This window comes from Enterobacter sp. MGH 24, assembly GCF_000493015.1.
Classification (GTDB): Bacteria; Pseudomonadota; Gammaproteobacteria; order Enterobacterales; family Enterobacteriaceae; genus Enterobacter.
The window spans coordinates 1,983,779-2,005,340 of record NZ_KI535657.1 but is presented as its reverse complement, the minus strand read 5'-3'; the positions used below and the strand labels follow the sequence as shown (position 1 = coordinate 2,005,340).

The following is a 21,562-nucleotide window of genomic DNA, read 5'->3' as shown; positions in this document are numbered from 1 at the left end:
TAGCACCGATTTAAAATATCGATATAATCTGATGGCTTTTTTACATTTCTAAGGAAAAGAAAATGAAATCAATTTTGGGATTTGATTATTTATTAACACCACGCGTGCTGGTCTTATTTTACTGGATCGCCATGCTGCTTATTTTTGCAGGCGGTGTGTATACCATGTTCAGCGACCATCTCATCACCGGCTTTATCGGTACGGTATGCAGCCTGGTCGGATGCCGCGTGATGTTCGAACTGATTATGGTTGCGTTCAAGAACAACGAATATTTGCGCCGCATCGCTGAAAACACGTCGATAAAATCTGCCGAATAATCCGCTTGTTATATGCCGGGTGACGGCTTCGCCTTACCCGGCCTACTCGATCCCGTAGGCCCGGTAAGCGAAGCGCCACCGGGCGATAAATGCCTCACACATCATACCGCGACAACCCAACGTCCTTGAGCTGCTCGTCGCTCATCTGGCTCAGAATGCGGCGGGTACGGTTGATGCGATACCAGTTGCAGATCGTTTTGCCGATCCAGACAAACACGACGAACGGACGTTTTGAACGGTTCTCATAGAATTCCATGATGCTCTCCTCACTGTACCAGTGGGGTTATCATCCTGGAAATCGGCCTGTACAATACAGATGCAAAAACACCTTTTGTTTAACATACAGATCCGCTAAAACAGTATCTGCATGCCATTTTTTACGGCAATCTGTACTGGTTTTACAATCTGTATGGTGAAAACAAAGGATACAGCATGACGCGCTATCAACATCTGGCCAACCTACTGGCAGAACGCATTGAACAAGGGCTGTATCGCAGCGGCGAACGTCTGCCGTCGGTACGCACGCTGAGCCAGGAGCACGGCGTGAGTATCAGCACCATACAGCAGGCCTATCAGATCCTCGAAAACCTCCAGCTGATCACCCCTCAGCCGCGCTCCGGCTATTTTGTTTCGCAGCGCAAAGCCCAGCCGCCCGTCCCGGCCATGACGCGCCCGGTGCAGCGTCCCGTGGACGTCACCCAGTGGGATGAGGTGATGATGCTGCTGGATGCCCGCGCCGACAAAGAGATGATCTCCTTTGGCGGCGGCTCGCCGGATATCAACCAGCCAAGCCTGAAGCCCCTGTGGCGCGAGATGAGCCGCATCGCGCAGCATAACCCGAGCGAGATGCTGAGCTATGACGTGCTCGACGGCCGCCTGGAGCTGCGCGAGCAGATCGCCCGCCTGATGCTGGACGGCGGCTCGACCGTGGCAGCGAACGAGATTGTCATCACCAACGGCTGCCACGGCGCGCTGTCGATCGCCCTGCTCTCGGTGTGCAAGCCGGGGGACATCGTGGCGGTGGAGTCGCCGTCGTTTCACGGCACCATGCAGATGCTGCGCGGGTTTGACATCAAGGCGATTGAAATCCCTACCGATCCCGAGACCGGAATCAGCATCGAGGCGTTAGAGCTGGCGCTGGAGCAGTGGCCGATCAAGGCGGTGATCCTGGTGCCCAACTGCAATAACCCGCTCGGGTTTATCATGCCGGAAGCGCGCAAAAAGCAGGTTTTAGCCCTCGCCCAGCGGCACGATATCGTGATCGTGGAGGATGACATTTACGGCGAGCTGGCGGCGGAGTACCCGCGCCCGCGTACCATTCACTCGATGGATATCGACGGCCGCGTGATCCTCTGCAGCTCGTTTACCAAAACCGTGGCGCCGGGCCTGCGCGTCGGCTGGATTGTGCCGGGGCGCTATTACGACCGGGTGATGCACATGAAATACGCCGCGGGCGGGTTTAACGTGCCGGGCACGCAGATGGCGGTAGCGGCGTTTATTCGCGACGGGCATTATCATCGCCACGTGCGCCGTATGCGCCAGATTTATCAGCAGAATATGGAAACCTACACCTGCTGGGTGCGGCAGTATTTTCCGGCCGAGATTTGCGTCACTCGCCCGCAGGGCAGCTTCCTGCTGTGGATTGAGCTGCCGGAGAAGGTCGACATGGTGTGCGTCAGCAAGCAGCTGTGTCGGCTGAAGATCCAGGCCGCGGCCGGGTCGCTGTTTTCCGCCTCCGGGAAGTACCGCAACTGTCTGCGGATCAACGTGGCGCTGCCGCCGACGGAGAAGAATCGCGAGGCGTTGAAGAAGATGGGAGAGGCGATTGTGATTGCGATGGAGGAGTAGTGTTTTGCCGGGTGGCGGCTTCGCCTTACCCGGCCTACGTTCTTGCCGTTGTAGGCCCGGTAAGCGCAGCGCCACCGGGCAACAGGCCGCACTACTCGTCGAAGTACCAGTACCCCTGGTTAATCAGCCCGGTGAGCTCTTCAACAAACGCCGGGTTGTTCAGCGCATCGCCCAGCTCGGCCTGGCCGAGTTCGGTGTAGCGGCACAGCGCATCCGCCGCCTTCTCGTCTACCGTCTCCAGCTGTTCGCTGTTGATGAAGAAGCTACCGTTGACGTTCAGCACGCGCAGGCCACTCAGGCGAGACAGCGTTTCGCCGCCCTGCAGCGCGTCCAGCACCTCTTCCGGCGCATACGGCGGCTCGGCGGCGGCGATATCCAGCTCGTGGCGCGGCGTCGAGACAAAGCTGCCGAACCATTTTGTGAAATCTTCCGGCTTGCCGATCATGTCGATCATCATCTGGCGAATGCGATCCAGCTCGTACTGCTCCACGCGGCCCGGGTGTTCGCGACAGGTCAGATCCGGATCGCTGTAGTGCTCGCCGCCCAGATCGTTTTCCAGCGCGTAATCGGCGAAGCTGCTGATCAGATCGCGACCGTTCGGCCCGCGGAATCCGACGGAATAGTTGAGCGCCGTCTCATGGGTAAAGCCGTCGTGCGGGAATCCAGGCGGGATGTAGAGGATATCGCCCGGGGCCAGATCTTCGTCGATGATCGGCTCAAACGGATCGACATGCAGCAGCGCCGGATGCGGGCAGAACTGACGCATCGGCAGCTTGTCGCCCACGCGCCAGCGGCGGCTGCCCATCCCCTGAATGATAAACACGTCGTACTGATCGATATGCGGGCCCACGCCGCCGCCCGGCACGGAGAAGGAGATCATCAGGTCATCCAGACGCCAGTCCGGCAGGACGCGGAATGGACGCACCAGCTCCGCGGCGGGCATATGCCAGTGGTTCACCGCCTGTGCCAGCAGCGACCAGCCGGTTTCGCCCAGATCGTCAAAGTGCTCAAAGGGACCATTGCTGGCCTGCCATTTGCCGTTGAAATGGCTCACCAGACGGCTATCGACTTCCGGCTCCATCGCCAGCCCTGCCAGCTCGTCCGGGGTAATCGGGTCGACAAAATTCGGGAAGGCATTTTTCAGCACTACGGGTTGTTTTTGCCAGTATTTCTCAAGAAATTCCGGCCAGTTCAGGTTCAGTTGATACACCATGAGTAGCACCAGTGAGAGGGGAAACAGGCGCGATTATGGAAGAGAGCAAGCGTGAGCGCTTTGTCGTGGGTCAAGCGAGGGTAAAAAGCGTGTAGGTCGGGTAAGGCAAAGCCGCCACCCGACACAAACACGCCGCGAAAACTTAATCCAGCTTCAGCTCGTCATAATGGGTAATCAGTTTACCCACGATGCCGTAGTCCAGCGCTTCTGCCGGAGACATCCAGAAGTTGCGATCGGTGTCTTTTTTCACTTTTTCCAGCGGCTGGCCGGTGGCGTCGGCGATCAGCTTGTTCACGCGATCCAGCATGCGGATGATCTCGCGCGCTTCGATCTCAATATCCGTTGCCTGACCGCGCACGCCGCCCAGCGGCTGGTGGATCATAAAGCGGGTGTTCGGCAGCGAGTAGCGGTGCTCTTTTTTCGCCGCCAGGAAGATGGTGATCCCGGCGCTCGCCACCCAGCCGGTGCCGATGACGTGCACTTCCGGGCGGATGAATTTGATGAAGTCGTGGATGGTATCGCCCGCTTCCACGTGGCCGCCCTGGCTGTTGATGTACAGCTTGATCGGATCGTTGCTCACGCTTTGCAGCAGGATCATCTGGGTAATGACCTTCTGCGCCAGCTCCTGGTTGATCTCACCGGAGATCACAATCGAACGGGACTCCAGCAGTTTTTGCTGCAGAGCGCCCGCGCCGTTTGACCCTTCCGCTTTATCCTTGTCGCTTTCTTTCAGTGTGTAGTGCATTGTTATTTCCTCAGCTTGTAGCGCTCAAAACCAGAGTGTAGCCTGTTTTACGGGTCAAAGTCCTCACGGACAGATCGCAATCCACGAAGCGGCGACAGAGGACACCGGACGGCAACCGCATCGAACTTGTGGGTGCATAAAATCAGCGTTTCGTTGCTTAACCGCCCCGGCCACGTATCGCTATACTTCATCTTCATACGGTTATCATATTGTTAAATGATAATGATAGTTAATGTGTTAAGATGAAAGTCAGCATAAACAGTCTCTTACGTAAGCGTCGGGACTGTTTGCATCCTCGACATGTCAATCAGCACCGGGGCGGTGAATGGAACACATTGTGTATGTGGTAGATGACGATGACGCAGTCAGACAGTCCGTGATCGGGCTGCTGGACTCGGCGGATCTGAACGCCGTCGGCTTTTCATCGGCAGAAGCGTTTCTTCAACACCGCTTTGAGGATCTGCCGTCGTGCGTGGTTCTCGATATGCAAATGCCCGCCATCTCGGGCTTTGAGGTGGCTGACGCCCTCAAGGACAGCGGGCGCGAGATCCCGATTATTTTCCTCACCGGCCACGGCACTATCCCGATGTCGGTGCGCGCCATTAAGGGCGGCGCGTACGAATTTCTCACCAAGCCCGTCGAATCCACCGCGCTTATCGACGCCATCGAGTCCGCGCTTCAGCTGGCGGAACACAACGCCGCGCGCAATAAAGAACACTACGCTCTGAAGCAGCGCCACATGTCCCTCACTCCGCGCGAGCACGAGGTGCTGACGCTGGCGATAAGCGGCATGCTGAACAAGCAGATTGCCGCCGAGCTGGGCGTTAGCGAGATCACGGTGAAGGTGCACCGTCGCCGCGTGATGGAGAAAATGCAGGTGCGCTCCGTGGCGGAGCTGGTCAGGGCCGTTGAGCGCCTGAACAATAGCCAGCCCGCGGAGTAACCTTTACCCTTCCTGCGCCGCCTGCGGCAGCGCAAACGCAAACACCGTGCCGAACGGCTCCCGGCGGCGCGCGCTCAGCTTCCCGCAGTGGCGCTCGATGATGCTGGCGCTGATGGTCAGCCCCATCCCCATCCCCTGCGCCTTGGTGGAGTAGAACGAGTCAAAAATCTGCTCCAGCCGCTCGGGCTCAATGCCGCTCCCGGTATCGGCGATCTCGACGATCACCTTCCCGTCCGCGTTGGCGGTGCTGAGGGTAATGATGCTGGCGCGATCCTTCACCTCGGCCATCGCCTCTACCGCATTCATCACCAGATTGAGCAGCACCTGCTGGATCTGCACGCTGTCGCCGATGATAAAGCTCTCCTGCGCCCTTAACAGATAATCAACGCTAATGTGTCGCTGCTCCAGCTCGCTGCGCGAAAGCGTGATGATATGGTGGATCAGGTAGTGCATGTCGATGCGCGAGAAGGTGGGATCCTGCTTGCGCGTCAGGGACTGGATGCTGCGAATGATCTCCCCCGCCCGCGCGCCTTCCGCGGCGATCTCCTCCAGCCCTTCCCGCACTTTGTCCAGCCGGGCGGGCTCGCGGTTGAGCCAGCGCAGGCTCGCCCCGGCGTTCGAGACGATCGACATCAGCGGCTGGTTGATCTCGTGGGCGATGGAGGAGGTCAGCTGCCCGACGGTGGTAGCCCGGGACACCCGCGCCAGATCCGCCTGCGCGACCCGCATCGCATCCTCCGCGGCGCGCTGGCTGGTGATATCGGTGATGATGCCGTAATACTCGTTCACCTCGCTGCCCACGCCCACCGGATCGCCAATCCCGAGTATGTAGCGCGTTGAGCCGTCGGTACGCTTCACCCGAAACTCCGCGCGCATGGAGAGCCCGTCGCGCACGCTCCGGGTGACGATGGCGCTGATGCGGGCGTAATCGTCCTCATGAACGAAGGTCAAAAACTCCGCCATGGAGATCATCTTTTGCTGCTCGGGCAGGCCGAGAATGCGGGCGTACTCTTCCGAGACAAACATCAGATCCTGCTCCAGCTCCCAGCGCCAGCTGCCGGTGTGGCTGATCTGCTCGCCGAGCATCAGCGAGGTCTGGCTGGCGCGCAGCTCTTTCTCCACCCGTCGGCGCTGGATGTTCTCTGCCAGCAGCTCGGCGTACAGCCGCGCCGTCTCCAGGGATACCGCGGCCTGCGCGCCCAGCAGGCTCACCACGCGCGAGTGCTCGGCGGTGAAGACCTCCGGCATCAGGCGGTTTTCCAGGTAGAGCACCCCCACCAGCCGCGCCTGCTTGAACATCGGGACACACATGACCGCCGCCCCGGAGGTCACCAGATAGGGGTCCTGGCTGAAGGGATGGAACTCCTCCGGCCTGCCGGTGCGGATCTCCTGCCCGGTGCGGATCACCGCCGCCAGCACCGACAGCGGCAGGTCGGTCGCCGTCGGCACGTCTTTCAGGATCCGCACCCGCACGCCCTCGGTGCTGGTCCAGGCGCTGGCCTCGATCTCCGGAATCAGGCTCTCGCTCACGCGAAGCAGCAGGCCGCGCTGCGCCCCGGCGCGTTCGAGCAGGATGGTCATCAGGTTTTCGATTAAGCGCTCAAGGTTAATCTCTTCCGACAGCGCGCGGGAGGCTTTGATCACGCTCTGCAGATCGCGGATGGTCTCGTTCTGGGCGAACGCCACCGTGTCGTAGGCGCTGGCCTGCCCCGAGGCCAGCAGGTGCGGGAAATCCTGCTCCAGCTGGCGGATTTTGGCCTGCACACCCGCGCGGCCCCAGGCGGCAATTGCGCCGCGGAAGTGCGCGTCCGAGGCGGTCGGGTAGCCGCAGGCCAGGGAAAAGCGCCCCGCCAGCTCGTGGGCCAGGGCGTTGATCGGGTTAAACCCGCCCTCGCGGGAGAGCCGGACCGCCTTCTCATACTGCTCGAGCGCGATGCTGTTCATCCCGTCCAGACGCACGATTTCGGCGTAGATCAGCGCCTCTTTATCCGCGAACGTGCCGGGATTAATGCGCGCCCAGAGGGCAATTTTGTCGTAGTGGGCGTGAATGCTGCGGCGATGATTCGCCGAGAAGGTCTCCGGCGTCAGCTGACGTGACAGCGCCAGGGCGCTGTAGAGATGGTAGTCCAGCAGATGGATGTGCCCCGGCGCAGACCACGCATACCAGCCCGCCATCTCGAGATCCGCCTGCGCGTCGGCATACTCCCCGCAGGTAAAGTGCGCCATGCCGCGGTAGAGCCAGTACCAGAACAGCATGGTGGCGTTCTTCTCCGGCGCCTGCTCCGGCGACGCGGGAAGCAGCGCCTCCGGCAGCACCTGCGCCGCGGTCCAGGTGCCGATGACCGGCGTGCGCAGGAACTCAACGTAGCCGCGCTGAACCATCAAAATAGTTTCCACGTCCTGGAAGTGGGTTTTACGCACGAACGCCAGGCCGCGATCGATGCTGGTCAGCACCCCGTCCAGATGATCGCCCCGCGAGAGGAAGTTAATCACCTGGTGGCAGGCCGCAAAGCAGGCCATCGTCATATCCCCGTGGGTCACTGCCGAGGTGAAGCAGGCCTTCGCGCACTCGATGGTAAACGATAAAGGCTGGGTCCAGACGCTGAGCTGGTCGAGCGGCAGCAGGGTTTTGGCTTCGAACGCGTCGTAGCCGTGACGATTGACCAGCTCGCGGGCCAGGGTGCCGTACTGGAACCCGAGGCGGTACTCGGCGTAGCGGTGACCCATCAGCACGCCAAACCAGGCCATCGCCGTGGTGGACGCGCCGGTAATGCCGTGGTCGAGGGTCAGGTGCATCATGCGGCAGAGCAGCAAAAAGTGCAGGCGCGGGCAGATGAAGCTGGCGCAAATGCTGGCGCTGTAGAGCAGGTTCATCACCGCTTCGGTTTCCGGGTTATCCATCCGCGACAGCTGGGCAAACAGGTTTTGCGGCGCGTCGGCCGTGCGGTTGCAAAACAGCGCCCAGGCCTCGTCGCAGTCGGCGTCTTCCGGATAGCGGCTAATCTGGATCCCAAAAATCCCCAGCCAGCAGAGCGCCGCCTCCAGCGCCAGACGGCTATCCGACTGGCGAATGTACACCTCCACCAGCAGGTTGGCCGCCAGCGCCTTTTCGGTCAGCCCGCCGGGGCAGCCGAGAATGGCATCACACAGCTCGCGGGTGCGCTCCAGGTGCCCCAGCGCAAACTCGCAGCCCGCCTCTTCGATATCGAGCATAAAGTCTGACACCGTCCCGGCATTGCCCAGCGCTCTGGCGGTCTGGATATAGCCGAGCGCCGAAAGGTAATCTCCCGAACGCTTCGCGCGTCGCGCGGCCAGCAGGCTCAGCTCGCGGAACATCTGGCGCTGCGGCGCGGGCTGGATGCTGTCCAGCGCGGCCGTGACGTGGTGAACGGCGCGGAACAGCAGCTCGTTCCCCGCCGCCTGACGCGCGGCGTCGGCCAGCAGGCTGGCGGTGGTCAGGTGAATATGGCTTTTCTCATGCCGTTCCAGCAGCGCAAAGGCCGCCTCCTGCACCCGGTCGTGGGTGAAGGCATACTTTTTTTCCGTCAGCACGATGAGCTGGGCCATCACCGCCGGGTGCAGCGCATAGCGCATTTCCGCCATCGACAGGCCAACCACGCGGCAGATCATCTCCATCTCGCCCGTGCCGCCGAGGCAGGCGATGCTGCCCAGCAGGCGGCGCGTCTCGTCGGGCAGCTCTTCGAGCTGCTCCAGCACCAGAGTGACGACGTTTTCGGTGTAATGCCTGGCGCGGATCGCCTGCAGATCGTAGTGCCACTTGTCCTGATATTTGTTGTGCACCACCAGGCCGTCATCAACGATGCGGCGGAAAAACTCGTGCACAAAGAGCGGGTTGCCGCCCGTCTTCTCGTGGATCAGCGTGGCGAGGTCGGTCGTCGCCGCGCTGCGGGTGCGAAATACCGTCGCCAGCCAGCGCGCCACCGCTTTCACGGAAAGCGCCTGCGGAACAATCTCGCTCGCGTTTTGCGCCGCCTCCGGCAGGCCTGCCAGCAGCGCCTGCAGGGCGGTGTCGGTCACGGAGCTGATATCCCGATGGGCCGCGACCACCAGCAGCGGAACAGCCCCGCAGTTCATCAGCAGATATTTGAGCGTATGCAGGCTGGCGGCGTCGCTCCACTGGAGATCGTCGAGCACCAGCACCAGCGGGCAGCCCTGCGAGGCAAAGGTTTTTACCAGCGCCAGCACCATATGGCTGAAACGCGCCCGGGCATCAATGGAAAACGTATCCGCCGAGAAGCGCGGCTGGCTCTCAAGCAGCAGGCCCAGCTCGGGCACCAGGCTGACGGCCAGCGCCTCGTGCCCCTCCAGGGCGCGGGAGAGGCGGATTTTCCACTTCGCCACGTCCTCTGCGGGCAGCCCCAGCAGGTGCAGCGTCAGGGTGCGGAACGCGGAGCTTAATACGCCGTAGGGCAGCGACGGTGAAAACTGATCCACTTTGCCCACCGCCAGCAGCACCGTACGCTGCTGCAGCGTTTTGAGCGCCGTCGCGATGATCGAGGATTTGCCGATCCCCGACGGCCCGCCGATCGTTACCAGCGCCGGCACCAGGCTCTGCCGCACCCGCTCAAACGCGGCAATGACGTCGTTCGCCTGCGGATGCGTCGCGAACAGGGAGTCCGCCAGATGGATCGCCGGGGTGCGGTCCTGCTGGCCGGGCGTAAAGGCGACGATCTCGCCCTCGCAGGTCAGCGTTGCCTGGCAGCGGCGAAGGTCGGCAATCAATCCGTCGACCGTCTGGTAGCGGTTATCGGGGTGCTTTTCCAGCAGCTTCAGGACGATGGTCGACAGCATTCCCGGCACGTCCGGGCGGATCGCGTCCGGGGCCAGCGGCGCGGAGGCAATATGGTAGTGCGCCCAGTTGTCCCGATCGTCCTCCCCCAGCTCAAACGGCAGGCGTCCGGTCAGGAGTTCATACAGCACCATGCCGAGGCTGTAGAGATCGCTGCGGCCGTCGACGGGGCGCCGGGTGCGGGTGGTGTGCTCCGGCGACATATACGCGGGCGTACCGCCTGAAACGGCAAGCCGGGTCTGGGTGACGGCATCGGAGAGGCTGCTGGAAAGGCCAAAGCTGCCCAGACGGCAGGTGGCATCGTGATGAACAAAAATACTGCCGGGCTTGATATCGCCGTGGATCAGGTTTTGCAGATGCATCTGGCGCAGGGGAGCGCAGATCTGGATCGCCAGCTCGATAAAGCGCGTGATGCCCGAGATCGCCCTGCCCGCGCGCCGCGCCAGCAGCTCAAACGCAAACGGGGCATACACCAGCGCGAAGCGCCCCCGGTACTGGGTGGAGGCAACGGCGCGGATGGCCCAGCTGTCCTGCAGCGCGTCGCGCAGCGCAAACTCGTTTTTGAGCAGCCGGGTGGCCCGCTCTTCCTCTTCGTCGCTCACCGCGGTGGCGATAATGAACGAGCCGCCGGAATGAGGATGTCGCGCGTGCATCCAGGCGATACCGCCCTCCTGCGCCAGCACGGTGAAAATCACATCCTCTTTAAGGACAAAAACCCGCCCCTGGTGAAGATTCCCCTGGGCGGGCCAGAATGCAGGCTGCTCGTGTTCGTTCATCCGCGATCCTTATTGTCGGCGGGCCATCTCCCGCTGAATATGATCCAGCAGAATATCGATGTTAATAGGCTTACGCAAAAATGCAGCGGCGCCCAGATCAAGAGCGTACCGCTGCATATTTTCATCAGCATGACCGGAGATAAAGAGCACGGGCGGAGGCGGTACGGCCAGCAGCCGCAGCTTGTCAAACAGCTCCAGGCCGCTCATGCCCCGCAGCTTGATATCGGTGATGACCAGCGCCGCGCCGGACAGGGCGAACGGATGGCTCAGAAATACCTCTGCCGAATCAAACGTATCGGTCGAATACCCTTCCGACTCCAGGAGATTACTCAGCCCGCTGCGGACGGAACGTTCGTCATCAATGATGGCAATGCGCCACGGCAGCGTCATGCTCTCTTTCCTCTCACAAATCATTAAACGTCGCGATCGTCCTTCGCGGGCGCAGGAGGCGCCGTGCCGCTGATTTTCGGCACGCATTCGTGACGAAACCAGGCGAGGGTAAGCGGTTCGCGACTCAGTAAACGCCGTCCCACCGGGATGAGCTGTTCGCCCACCAGCATGCCAAACAGGCCAAGCAGGGCGACAACCGGCGGTGCCGGGGAATGGACGTCGAGCAGGGCGTAAATTACCCCAGCAGCCACGCCGCACACCAGCGAAATTATCCATGCTTTCATGACGACGCTCCCGTCTGCGATGTCGCCTGCGGAACGGTCACCTGAGGCGGCGCGGCGTCGCGGGATAACAGATGGCGCGTCGCCTGTTCACCCGCCAGCATCCCCAGCAGGCCAATCAGCGCCAGCGCGGGCGGCGCGGGGGAGCGCACCTTCAGCACGGCATACATCAGGCCAATCAATACGCCTGCCGCAAGGGATATCAGCCCAGTACTCATTGTGAACTCCAGAGAAAGAGGCAGCGGCGAGCCGGATGAGGGACCAGCCCGCCAGCGGAACTTAGCGAGCCGGGACCGGCGCTAAGGTGCGGTGTTCGCTCTTCTGGCGAGACGGCGCTTTGTGCACCATGGTGTAGGCGTAATCGACGCCCATGCCGTACGCGCCGGAGTGCTCGCGCACGATGTCCATCACCGCGGTGTAGGTCTCTTTACGCGCCCAGTCGCGCTGCCATTCCAGCATCACCTGCTGCCAGGTCACCGGGATCACGCCCGCCTGGATCATACGCTGCATCGCGTAGTCGTGGGCTTCTTTGGAGGTGCCGCCGGACGCGTCCGCCACCATATAAATTTCGTAGTCGCCTTCCAGCATCGCGCACAGGGCAAAGCTGTTGTTGCACACTTCGGTCCACAGGCCGGCAACCACCACCTTCTTCTTGCCGTTGGCCTGCAGCGCGTCGCGCACCTTCTGGTCGTCCCAGGAGTTCATGGAGGTACGCTCCAGAATGTCCTGGCCCGGGAACACGTCCAGCAGTTCCGGATAGGTGTTACCGGAGAAGCTTTCGGTCTCAACGGTGGTGATGATGGTCGGGATGTTGAACACTTTGGCCGCTTTCGCCAGCGCCACGGTGTTGTTTTTCAGCACCTGGCGGTCAATCGACTGCACGCCAAACGCCATCTGAGGCTGGTGATCGATAAAGATTACCTGACAGTTCGCAGGGGTTAACACTTCGAGCTTTGAAGAGGTCATAGCATTTTCCAGTGGTTAAGGGTGAAATCGCCGCGAGCGCCGCGACGATAAAGTCACCCTCATCCTGCGGTTTTCCGTCCCTGCGCGTAATTATCTCTTCGTATAGTTAACCTTAGGTATAGTTATACTTTGGTATACCTATCCTATTGTATAACTGGATCTTTGCCGAAACCGGTTCCCATAATCCTGACCATTCCCCTCTCAGTCAGGAGCAGTTTATGGTTACCCTCGGTAAAGCCGATCTCATTCTGGTTAACGGCCAGTTTCACACCGTCGATCGCGAGAACCCCGTCGCGGAAGCCGTTGCCGTGCGCGACGGAAAATTTCTGGAAGTGGGTACCGTCGCCGAGGTGATGCAACACCACTGCGACGGCACCAAAGTCGTGGATTTAAAAGGCCACACCGCCATCCCCGGCCTGAACGACTCGCACCTGCACCTGATCCGCGGCGGGCTGAACTACAACCTCGAGCTGCGCTGGGAAGGCGTGCCGTCGCTGGCCGACGCCCTGCGGATGCTGAAAGAGCAGGCCCTGCGCACGCCGTCGCCCCAGTGGGTGCGCGTGGTGGGCGGCTGGACCGAGTTCCAGTTCGCCGAGCGCCGCATGCCGACCCTGGACGAAATTAACGACGCCGCGCCGGATACCCCGGTCTTCATCCTGCACCTGTACGACCGCGCCCTGCTCAACCGCGCCGCGCTGAAGGTGGTCGGCTACACCAAAGACACGCCAAACCCGCCGGGCGGCGAGATCCAGCGCGACGCCAACGGCAACCCAACCGGGATGCTGATTGCCCGTCCTAACGCCATGATCCTCTACGCCACGCTCGCCAAAGGGCCGAAGCTGCCGCTGGAGCAGCAGGTTAACTCCACCCGCCAGTTCATGCGCGAGCTGAACCGTCTGGGGCTGACCAGCGCCATCGACGCGGGCGGCGGCTTCCAGAACTACCCGGAAGATTACGAGGTGATCGCCGAGCTGCACGAGAAGAAGCAGATGACCATCCGCATCGCCTACAACCTGTTTACCCAGCGTCCGGGCCACGAGCTGGAAGACTTTGAAAAATGGACCGATATGCTCACGCCGGGCCAGGGCAGCGACTTCTTCCGCCACAACGGCGCGGGCGAGATGCTGGTCTTCTCCGCCGCCGATTTTGAAGACTTCCTCGAGCCGCGCCCGGACCTCGCGCCGGGCATGGAGGACGAGCTGGAGCGCGTGGTGCGCCATCTGGTGGAGCACCGCTGGCCGTTCCGCCTGCACGCCACCTATAACGAATCCATCAGCCGCATGCTGGACGTCTTCGAGAAGGTGAACCGCGACATTCCGTTCAACGGCCTGCACTGGTTCTTCGACCATGCGGAAACCGTCACCCAGGCCAACATCGACCGCATTAAAGAACTGGGCGGCGGCATTGCCGTCCAGCACCGCATGGCCTTCCAGGGCGAATACTTTGCCGAGCGCTACGGCATCGAAGCCACCCGCCACACGCCGCCGGTGGCAAAAATGCTCGAGACCGGCGTGCCGGTGGGCTTAGGGACGGACGCCACCCGCGTGGCGAGCTACAACCCGTGGACCGCGCTCTACTGGCTGGTCTCCGGCCGCACCGTCGGCGGGATGCAGATGTACGACCACAGCGCCCGTCTGGATCGCGATACCGCCCTGATGCTCTGGACCCAGGGCAGCGCATGGTTCTCCAGCGAGCAGAGCCAGAAGGGGCAGATCAAGGTCGGCCAGCTCGCCGACCTGGCGGTGCTGAGCAAAGACTTCTTCCGCGTGCCGGAAGAGGAGATCAAGGGCATCGAGTCCGTCCTGACGGTGGTCAACGGCGACATCGTCTACGCCGCAGGCAGTTTTGGCCCGCTCGCGCCGCCTGCTATTCCGGTTCTGCCCGAGTGGTCCCCGGTGGTGAAGGTGCCGGGCCACTACCGCAGCGCGCCGCCGCAGGCCGCACGCGTCGGCTTGAGTGTGGTTCACCACTGCAGCGGTCCATGCGGGGTTCACAGCCACCAGCATGATTTCGCCCGCACGTCAGAGATGCCGGTGTCCGACGATAACGCTTTCTGGGGGGCGCTGGGCTGCAGCTGCTTTGCATTCTGATGAAAAACACCTTTGCTCCGCCCCGGGTCGACCTGGGGCTGTTCTTCCTGCGCCTGACCGGCAGCCTGCTGCTGCTGTACGTACACGGCCTGCCGAAGGTGCTGCACTTCAGCGAAGAGCTGACGCGCATTGAAGATCCGTTCGGCTTCGGGCCTTACGCCAGCCTGATCCCGGCAATTGTCGCCGAGGTGGTCTGCCCGCTGTTTATCATTGCGGGGGTTTACACCCGCCTGGCGTGCCTGCCGATTATCGCCGTGCTGCTGGTGGCGATGCTGGCGGTCCACCCGAACTGGTCGATTGCCGAAGGGCAGTTTGGCTGGCTGCTGCTGATTATCTTCACCACTCTCGCCCTCACCGGGCCGGGCCAGTGGCGGCTGCAGCGTAAGGCAACGGAGAGGTTCGCATGACCCAGGTTAACGACGTTCGCGACGCCCACGTCGAGACGACGCCCGCATCGACGGTTTCGCCCTGGCAGCCGCTGAGCCAGCCGGTGTTCCGCATGCTGTGGATCGCCACGGTGGTCTCTAACGTCGGCTCATGGATGAGCGACGTCGGCATCAACTGGAGCATGCTGACCCTGAGCGCCGACCCGCTGGATATCGCGCTGGTACAGGCGGCAAGCAGCCTGCCGATGTTCCTCTTCGCCCTGCCGTCCGGGGTGATGGCGGACATCGTCGACCGACGTAAATACCTGCTCTTCTCCCAGCTGTGGGTGTTCATCGCCGCCGCCGGGCTGACGGTGCTCTCCTTCACCGGACACGTTACCCCCGCCGTGCTGCTGGTGGCGACGTTTCTGCTGAGCGTGGGCGCGGCGATGAGCTCGCCGCCGTTCCAGGCCGTGGTGCCCGATCTGGTGAGCAAGCCGGAGCTGGGCGCCGCCGTGGCGCTGAACTCGCTGGGCGTGAACATCAGCCGGGCGATTGGCCCCGCGCTGGGCGGTTTCCTGCTGTCGCTCGCCGGACCGTGGATGGTGTTTGCCCTCAACGCGCTGTCCGTGGTCGGCGTGGCGTGGGTGCTGTGGCGCTGGCGTCCGGCGCCGTCCGTGCAGCGCCTGCCGCCGGAGCACTTCTTCTCCGCGGTGCGCTCCGGGATTCGCTACGTGCACGCCGCGCCGGTGCTGCGCAACGTGCTGGTGCGCACCGTGGCCTTCTTCGTTTTCGGTAGCGCGGGCTGGGCGCTTCTGCCGCTGGTGGCGCGCCGCGAGCTGGGCCTGGGCCCAGCGGGCTACGGCGTGATGCTGGCCTGCATTGGCCTGGGGGCGATTGCCGGAGCGATCCTGCTGCCGCGCCTGCGCCAGCGGCTGAACGCCGACCGCCTGATGGTGGCCGCCAGCCTGACCTTTGCCCTCACCATGCTGGCGCTGGCGTTCGTGCGCCACGTCTGGCTGCTCAACCTGTTTGAGTTCTTCACCGGCTTCGCCTGGATTGCGGTGCTCTCAACGCTGAACCTCGGCGCGCAGCGCAGCGCCGCCCGCTGGGTGAAGGCCCGCGCGCTGGCGGTTTACCTGACGGTGTTCTTCGGCTCAATGACCGCGGGCAGCGCCATCTGGGGGCAGATCGCCTCCCGCTTCGGCACCCCGACCTCGCTGGTTGTCGCCACGCTGGGGATGGTGCTGGCGAGCGCGACGGTGTTCCGCTGGAAGCTGGGCAAAGATCCGGACCTGAACCTCGACCTGAGCGGTCAGCCGCTGGACGGCGTGGAGATTGACCTGCCGAACGAGCGCGGCCCGGTGCTGGTGTCGCACGAGTACATCATCGACCCGCAGAATACGAAGGCCTTCCTGGAGGCGGTTCACGAGCTGCGCCGGGTGCGCCGCCGCGCCGGGGCGATGAGCTGGGCGGTGTACGAAGATATCGAACGTCCCGGCCTGTTTATCGAGACCTTCCTGATGGGCTCGTGGATTGAGCATCTGCGCCAGCAGGAGCGCCACACCATGAATGACCTCCTGCTGCAGAGCCGCGTTCTGGCTTTTCATCAGGGCACAACATCACCGGCAATTCGTTATCTGGTCGCGCCGGTATAACCATAACCATCACCTGCACAGGAACACACTATGGCAACGTTTAAGGCAAAAGACGGCACGCAGATTTACTACAAAGAAGGCGGCGCGGGCAAACCGGTTCTCTTCAGCCACGGCTGGCCGCTGGACGGCGACATGTGGGACAGCCAGCTGAACTACCTGGCCGAGCGCGGCTTCCGCGCCATCGCTTTTGACCGTCGCGGCTTTGGCCGCTCGGATCAGCCGTGGAACGGTTACGACTACGACACCTTTGCGTCCGACATCAACGACCTGATCACTACCCTGGACCTGCAGGACATGACGCTGGTGGGCTTCTCCATGGGCGGCGGCGACGTGACGCGCTACATCAACAACTACGGCAGCGCGCGCGTCGCCGGTCTGGCGCTGCTGGGCGCGGTCACGCCAATTTTCGGCAAATCCGACTCCTTCCCGCAGGGTGTGGATCAGAGCGTGTTCGACGGCATTCGCGACGGGCTGCGTAAAGATCGCGCCCAGTTCATCAGCGACTTCGCGACGCCGTTCTACGGCACTAACGCCGGGCAGACCGTCTCTGCCGGTGCCCTCACCCAGACGCTGAACATCGCCCTGCTGGCGTCGCTGAAGGGCACCATCGACTGCGTGACCGCGTTCGGCGAAACCGACTTCCGCCCGGATATGGCGAAAATCGACGTGCCGACGCTGGTGATTCACGGCAGCAACGACCAGATCGTGCCGTTTGAAAGCACCGGCAAGCTGGCGGCGGAGATGATCAAAAACGCCACGCTGAAGGTGTACGACAATGCGCCGCACGGCTTCGCGCTGACCCACCAGGACCAGCTCAACGAAGATCTGCTGGCGTTTGTGAAGTCGCTGTAATTTTCTGTAGGCCGGGTAAGGCGCAGCCGCCACCCGGCGCTTTCGCAGACGCGTTTCGCTCCGCCAGCAGCCGACAAATCTCCGCGTGCTTCTCCTCGGTGAAGGTAAAGCGCGACATAAACACGATGCGGATCACCGATCCAATCGCCGGCAGCAGGCAAATCCCGAAGAACAGCCCCGACAGCACGCCCTCGCTCTGAATTTGCGCCTGCGGCACGTAGCCGATCATCGTCAGGAACACGCCGATCAACCCGCCGCCCACCGCCACCGACATCTTGCCGGTAAAGGTCTGCCCGGAGAAGGTGATCGCCGCGCAGCGCTTGTGGGTGTGGTACTCCGCGTACTCGATGGTGTCGGCAATCATCGACGAGGTGAGGATGTTGGTCATCATCACGAACAGGGTGCTCAGGCCAAGCAGAATAAACAGCATCGTCACCTGCTGATACCCGACAAACCACATCACCACGCGCACCGCCACGTCCAGCCCGCAGAGGATCATAAACAGCTTCCGCTTCTGCATCCGGCGCGTCAGCATTGGCGCGACCAGGCACAGCACCGCCGCCACGATCCCCATCACGCCAATCGCCATCTGCAGGCTGCCGTCGCCCAGATTGTTGATAAAGAAATAGATATACAGCCCGCCCGCCACGTTGTGGAACACGCAGAAGAAGAACGACAGCAGGACGATAAACAGCGGCTTGTTCTGGCGCAGGTTGTGGAAGGTGTCGCGGATGGTCACCTTTTCCGGGCTCGGCGGCACGCGCTCTTTGATCTGCATAAAGCCGTTAAGCATTAGCGGCAGGCCCACCAGCATCATCACCAGCGCCGCCATAAAGTAGCCTTTATCGTTGCTGTACTGGGCGAAGAACGCCGCCAGCTTCGGGAAGAAGATGTTGGCGCAGGCAATCCCGGCGTTGACCCCGAGCATCGCCGCCGTCACCGCGCGGGTGCGCTGGGCGGAGTCGTTGGTCATCACCGACGACATCGACCAGAACGGGATATCGGAGATGGCGTACAGCGTCCCCCACAGGATATACGTCACCCCGGCGTAGAGGATTTTGGTGGTCATGTCCGCTTCGATTTTATAGAACGACAGCAGCGTGACGCCGGTGATCAGCAAAGGGGCGATCAGCAAAAAGTGGCGAAATTTGCCGAACCGGCTGTTAATAGTGTCCATAATGCTGGCAAAAAGCGGATCGTGAACCGCGTCCCACGCGCGGGCAATCAGGAAGATGGTGCTCGCCGCCAGCGCCGAGATCCCCAGCACGTCGGTGTAAAAATAGTTAATAAACGAACCCACTAAACCAAAGCTAAAACACTGACCTAAACCATAGCCAAAATAAGACCACAGCTCGCGAGACGGTATTTTCATTGTCGTTGCCATTGATATATGCCTGCCTGGTTGCCCGGCGGTGGTCCGCCGGGTCGATATTATTAGCCCTGAACTTTCGGGGCGATCTTGCGCAGCTGCTGCATTAATGCGATTTCACGGCGCGAGAACGGAATGCCGTTCTCCTCGAACACGTCGTGGAACCAGAGGCGGCAGTAGTCCGTGGACTCCTTCATCACCACCGGCCACGGCAGCCACGTCTGGGTTTTGCCGCGCACCAGCCCCCACTGGTACGGTGCGACCTTCGCCGCGTACATCAGCGGGAGCTGCTCCTCGATGGTGCTGCCCACGTGGCGCGCCAGCCATTCGGTGCAGAACAGCGGGCGACCAAGCTGTTGCAGCTGCTGGATAATCGCCGTCATGCGCCCGGTGTGGGTGTAGGCGTGGAAGCTCACCACGTCCGAGAGCGCCAGCGCGGTCTGGTCCAGCGGGTGCTGGAAGAACGTCTCGCCCTCCTCTTCCGGCGGCAGACGCCACGCGCAGACGGTGAGCGGCTGGGTCGGGTCTTCTTCACGCACCCACTGGAACGCGAGCTTCATCAGCGCGTGGGCGCAGGTCTCCAGCTTCGCGTCGTACTGCACCTCCTGCGTGCCGGTCGCGAAAATGCCGCGGTTGCCCGGCTCGTTATAGAGATCCCACAGCAGCACGCGCTTATCGTCGCGGAACTGGCGGACAACGTCGCGGATATAGCGCTCAATGTCTGCCCAGCAGTCGGGATCGCATACCTTGTCGCGCCCCGGGCTGGCCGCCGCCTGGCTGTTGTGCTTGCCCGGCACGGGCGGCTTTTGCGGGCCGAGGTACGGCTCGTCGCCGGAGAAGCCGCAGTCGTCCATCAGGGTCAGCATGGTGCTGAACCCGCGGTCGTCGGCAATCGTCAAAAACCGGTCGATGCGCGCCATCAGCCCGTCGCGGTCGTGCTCCCAGACGATAAACGGCAGGTTGATGCGCAGGGTGTTGTAGCCCGCGTCCGCCGCCCAGCCCAGCTCGCGCTCGATGGTGGCGGCATCGAAGGTCTCTTCCTGCCAGATATCGGTCCAGTTCACCGCCGTCGACGGCAGATAGTTAAACCCGCACAGCCAGTCTTTTTGCTCATACCACGCCTGTGCCTGCTCCCTGCTCCACTGCTCTTTCATTACGCGTCCTCTTACTGATAATATTTAGCTAATAAATATTAGCTGCAGGATAAATGCGCAAATCACGGCGTTTAGAAAAGCGATGCCCCTCACAAAGTTCACGCTTCGATGAATGAGAAACGTGATCGACGGCGCTAAAGCGTGCGGTTAGGGTATGATGCGAAGTCGCGAAAGGGAGAGGACGGATGAAGCGAAAAACGAAAGTGACGATGAACGATATTGCGCGGGCGGCGGGCGTGTCGCAGGCGACGGTATCGCTGGTGCTTAACCAGTCCCGCAACATCAAGCTCAGCGACGACACCCGCCAGCGGGTCATTGGCGTCGCTACCGAGCTCGGCTACGACCGCCTCCCCGCCGTTCACGCCCCGCGCAACCAGGAAGAGATCGCCTTGCTGGTCAGCTCTATGCAGAGCTTCGACCCGTTTATCGACGCCATCAGCCAGGCGCGGGAAGCCGCGTGGCGCAACGAGACGTTGCTCACCGTGTACGACTACGGCGACGACATTGAGCTGGCGCTGAACATTATCCGCCAGCTGGAGAAACGCAACTGCATCGGGATTATTCTCGCGTCCCCGGTCACCACGCTGGTGGACATGACGGCCTTCCAGGACTGCACCCGCATCCCGCTGGTGCTGCTCAACCAGCGCGACCCCGGCTCGCCGCTGCTGCCGTCGTTTATCCCGGACGACTACGCCAATGCCTTCCAGGTCACTAAACACCTCATCGCCTGCGGGGCCACGCGCATCGCCCACATTACCGGGGAGAGCTGGATGGAGGCATCGCGCCAGCGTCTGGCGGGCTACCAGGCGGCATTACAGCAGGCCGGACTCGCGTGCGAAGACGGCCTGGTGCGCCAGACCAACTGGCAGTTCAGCGAGTCCTTTACCGCCACCACCTCTCTGCTGGAACTGGCCGAGCGTCCGGACGCCATCTTCTGCGCCAGCGACTGGCTGGCGATTGGCTGCTATCAGGCGCTGGCGGTGAACGGCGTGCGCATCCCGCAGGATATGCTGCTGGCGGGCTACGACGACCAGAAGATCTCCGAGCAGCTCACCCCGCCGCTGACCAGTATCCAGCTGCCCTACAGCGAGCTGGGACGGCTGGCGGTGGAGTACCTGTGCAATCAGGAAGATGCCGCCACGCACGTGACGCTGGCGGGCAGGCTGAAGGTACGCGCCTCAAGCCTCGTCTGAGCTAAACACCATGCCCGCATAGGGCTTCTCGCGACACGCCGCCAGCCGCGCGGCGAGGCTGCCCACGTGCAGCTCCAGCTTGTGCCCGTCCGGGTCGAGAAAATAGAAGGACGCCCCCTCGCTTTTGTTCTGCTTCCAGACGGTGACGCCCGCCTGCTCAAGCCTTTGCGAGAACGGTTCAAAATCCGCTTCCGCCACGGTAAACGCGTAGTGGGTATAGTCACTCTCCTGCGGCGGCACATACTGGCGCGCCTCGTCGTACGACAGGCAGACCCACAGATCGCCGCAGGTGAGATAGGCCCCGGTATTCCAGCGGGCGTGCAGCGCAAGCCCCAGCAGCTCGTGCCAGAAGGTGACGCTTTTTTGCAGGTCGCTGACCGCGAGGGTCAGGTGGTTGAGTGATTGCAGCATGACGTGCCCTTTTGTTTTTCGCGCCGGACATGGTACGGTAAAGAGATGAACATAAACCACGCCGTGCTCACCGTAAACCGCTGGTGGCTGCCTTCTTAAAGGCGGCACGGAGTAGTTTTCCCCATTTTCAGATAGCCGCCGAAAGGCGGCTTTCTCACATCTAAGACCCCTTTCGGCATTA

19 protein-coding genes are annotated in these 21,562 nt (G+C 62.0%); 8 read left to right on the top strand and 11 right to left on the bottom strand.

Annotated elements, in window-relative coordinates:
• Nucleotides 1-62 precede the first annotated feature (62 nt).
• Nucleotides 63-317, top strand: a complete 255-nt coding sequence (locus L370_RS12360) for a DUF4282 domain-containing protein (RefSeq protein WP_023334365.1) — start codon at nt 63-65, stop codon at nt 315-317.
• Between the two features lie 94 nt (nt 318-411).
• On the opposite strand, the gene L370_RS12365 is transcribed toward L370_RS12360, so the two are convergent.
• Nucleotides 412-573: a DUF1127 domain-containing protein gene (locus L370_RS12365; protein WP_023334364.1), complete on the bottom strand. Its 162-nt coding sequence runs from the start codon at nt 571-573 to the stop codon at nt 412-414.
• A gap of 176 nt (nt 574-749) precedes the next feature.
• Here L370_RS12365 and L370_RS12370 point away from each other — a divergent pair, with 176 nt between their 5' ends.
• The gene (locus tag L370_RS12370) at nt 750-2,165 is read left to right on the top strand and encodes an aminotransferase-like domain-containing protein (protein ID WP_023334363.1); all 1,416 of its coding nucleotides are present in this window, start codon (nt 750-752) and stop codon (nt 2,163-2,165) included.
• 91 nt (nt 2,166-2,256) lie between these two features.
• Here the strand turns inward: L370_RS12370 and L370_RS12375 are convergent, their stop codons facing one another.
• Both L370_RS12375 and L370_RS12380 read right to left on the bottom strand, forming a co-directional pair.
• Nucleotides 2,257-3,378: a ribosomal protein uL16 3-hydroxylase gene (locus tag L370_RS12375; protein WP_023334362.1), complete on the bottom strand. Its 1,122-nt coding sequence runs from the start codon at nt 3,376-3,378 to the stop codon at nt 2,257-2,259.
• Between the two features lie 142 nt (nt 3,379-3,520).
• Nucleotides 3,521-4,123, bottom strand: coding sequence for an ATP-dependent Clp protease proteolytic subunit (locus L370_RS12380; RefSeq protein ID WP_008501342.1), 603 nt, complete (start codon nt 4,121-4,123; stop codon nt 3,521-3,523).
• Between the two features lie 325 nt (nt 4,124-4,448).
• On the opposite strand from L370_RS12380, the gene L370_RS12385 reads away from it, so the two are divergent.
• Complete coding sequence (locus L370_RS12385) at nt 4,449-5,066, top strand: response regulator transcription factor (protein ID WP_023334361.1); 618 nt, start codon at nt 4,449-4,451, stop codon at nt 5,064-5,066.
• Between the two features lie 3 nt (nt 5,067-5,069).
• Here L370_RS12385 and L370_RS12390 read toward each other — a convergent pair whose 3' ends face one another.
• The 5 genes from L370_RS12390 to L370_RS12410 all read right to left on the bottom strand — a co-directional run bounded on the left by L370_RS12390 (nt 5,070) and on the right by L370_RS12410 (nt 12,289).
• Nucleotides 5,070-10,652: a trifunctional serine/threonine-protein kinase/ATP-binding protein/sensor histidine kinase gene (locus tag L370_RS12390; RefSeq protein ID WP_023334360.1), complete on the bottom strand. Its 5,583-nt coding sequence runs from the start codon at nt 10,650-10,652 to the stop codon at nt 5,070-5,072.
• 9 nt (nt 10,653-10,661) lie between these two features.
• Complete coding sequence (locus L370_RS12395; RefSeq protein WP_023334359.1) at nt 10,662-11,042, bottom strand: response regulator transcription factor; 381 nt, start codon at nt 11,040-11,042, stop codon at nt 10,662-10,664.
• 23 nt (nt 11,043-11,065) lie between these two features.
• The gene (locus L370_RS12400; RefSeq protein WP_023334358.1) at nt 11,066-11,326 is read right to left on the bottom strand and encodes a XapX domain-containing protein; all 261 of its coding nucleotides are present in this window, start codon (nt 11,324-11,326) and stop codon (nt 11,066-11,068) included.
• Entirely contained in the window at nt 11,323-11,541 is a 219-nt protein-coding gene (locus L370_RS12405; RefSeq protein ID WP_023334357.1) for a DUF1427 family protein, read from the bottom strand. Before L370_RS12405 ends, L370_RS12400 begins: the two co-directional genes overlap by 4 nt.
• 61 nt (nt 11,542-11,602) lie before the next feature.
• Nucleotides 11,603-12,289, bottom strand: coding sequence for a hydrolase (locus L370_RS12410; RefSeq protein WP_023334356.1), 687 nt, complete (start codon nt 12,287-12,289; stop codon nt 11,603-11,605).
• Between the two features lie 218 nt (nt 12,290-12,507).
• On the opposite strand from L370_RS12410, the gene L370_RS12415 reads away from it, so the two are divergent.
• Genes L370_RS12415 through L370_RS12430 form a run of 4 tightly spaced genes read left to right on the top strand, consistent with a single transcriptional unit; the run spans nt 12,508 to nt 17,254 of the window.
• The gene (locus tag L370_RS12415; RefSeq protein WP_023334355.1) at nt 12,508-14,379 is read left to right on the top strand and encodes an amidohydrolase; all 1,872 of its coding nucleotides are present in this window, start codon (nt 12,508-12,510) and stop codon (nt 14,377-14,379) included.
• Nucleotides 14,379-14,786 (top strand): DoxX family protein, encoded by a 408-nt coding sequence (locus L370_RS12420; protein WP_023334354.1) that lies wholly within the window; start codon nt 14,379-14,381, stop codon nt 14,784-14,786. Before L370_RS12415 ends, L370_RS12420 begins: the two co-directional genes overlap by 1 nt.
• Entirely contained in the window at nt 14,783-16,402 is a 1,620-nt protein-coding gene (locus L370_RS12425) for an MFS transporter (RefSeq protein WP_023334353.1), read from the top strand. The genes L370_RS12420 and L370_RS12425 overlap by 4 nt, the downstream gene beginning before the upstream one ends.
• Nucleotides 16,403-16,432: 30 nt before the next feature.
• Nucleotides 16,433-17,254: an alpha/beta fold hydrolase gene (locus tag L370_RS12430; protein ID WP_023334352.1), complete on the top strand. Its 822-nt coding sequence runs from the start codon at nt 16,433-16,435 to the stop codon at nt 17,252-17,254.
• Here L370_RS12430 and L370_RS12435 read toward each other — a convergent pair.
• Both L370_RS12435 and L370_RS12440 read right to left on the bottom strand, forming a co-directional pair.
• Entirely contained in the window at nt 17,217-18,638 is a 1,422-nt protein-coding gene (locus L370_RS12435) for an MFS transporter (RefSeq protein ID WP_023334351.1), read from the bottom strand. The genes L370_RS12430 and L370_RS12435 overlap by 38 nt on opposite strands.
• 50 nt (nt 18,639-18,688) lie before the next feature.
• Nucleotides 18,689-19,777, bottom strand: a complete 1,089-nt coding sequence (locus tag L370_RS12440) for a cellulase family glycosylhydrolase (RefSeq protein WP_023334350.1) — start codon at nt 19,775-19,777, stop codon at nt 18,689-18,691.
• A gap of 185 nt (nt 19,778-19,962) precedes the next feature.
• On the opposite strand from L370_RS12440, the gene L370_RS12445 reads away from it, so the two are divergent.
• Nucleotides 19,963-20,970: a LacI family DNA-binding transcriptional regulator gene (locus L370_RS12445; protein ID WP_023334349.1), complete on the top strand. Its 1,008-nt coding sequence runs from the start codon at nt 19,963-19,965 to the stop codon at nt 20,968-20,970.
• Here L370_RS12445 and fosA read toward each other — a convergent pair.
• Nucleotides 20,956-21,381 (bottom strand): FosA/FosA2 family fosfomycin resistance glutathione transferase, encoded by a 426-nt coding sequence (gene fosA / locus L370_RS12450; protein WP_023334348.1) that lies wholly within the window; start codon nt 21,379-21,381, stop codon nt 20,956-20,958. The two genes, L370_RS12445 and fosA, sit on opposite strands and share 15 nt — an antisense overlap.
• Nucleotides 21,382-21,562: the final 181 nt, after the last annotated feature.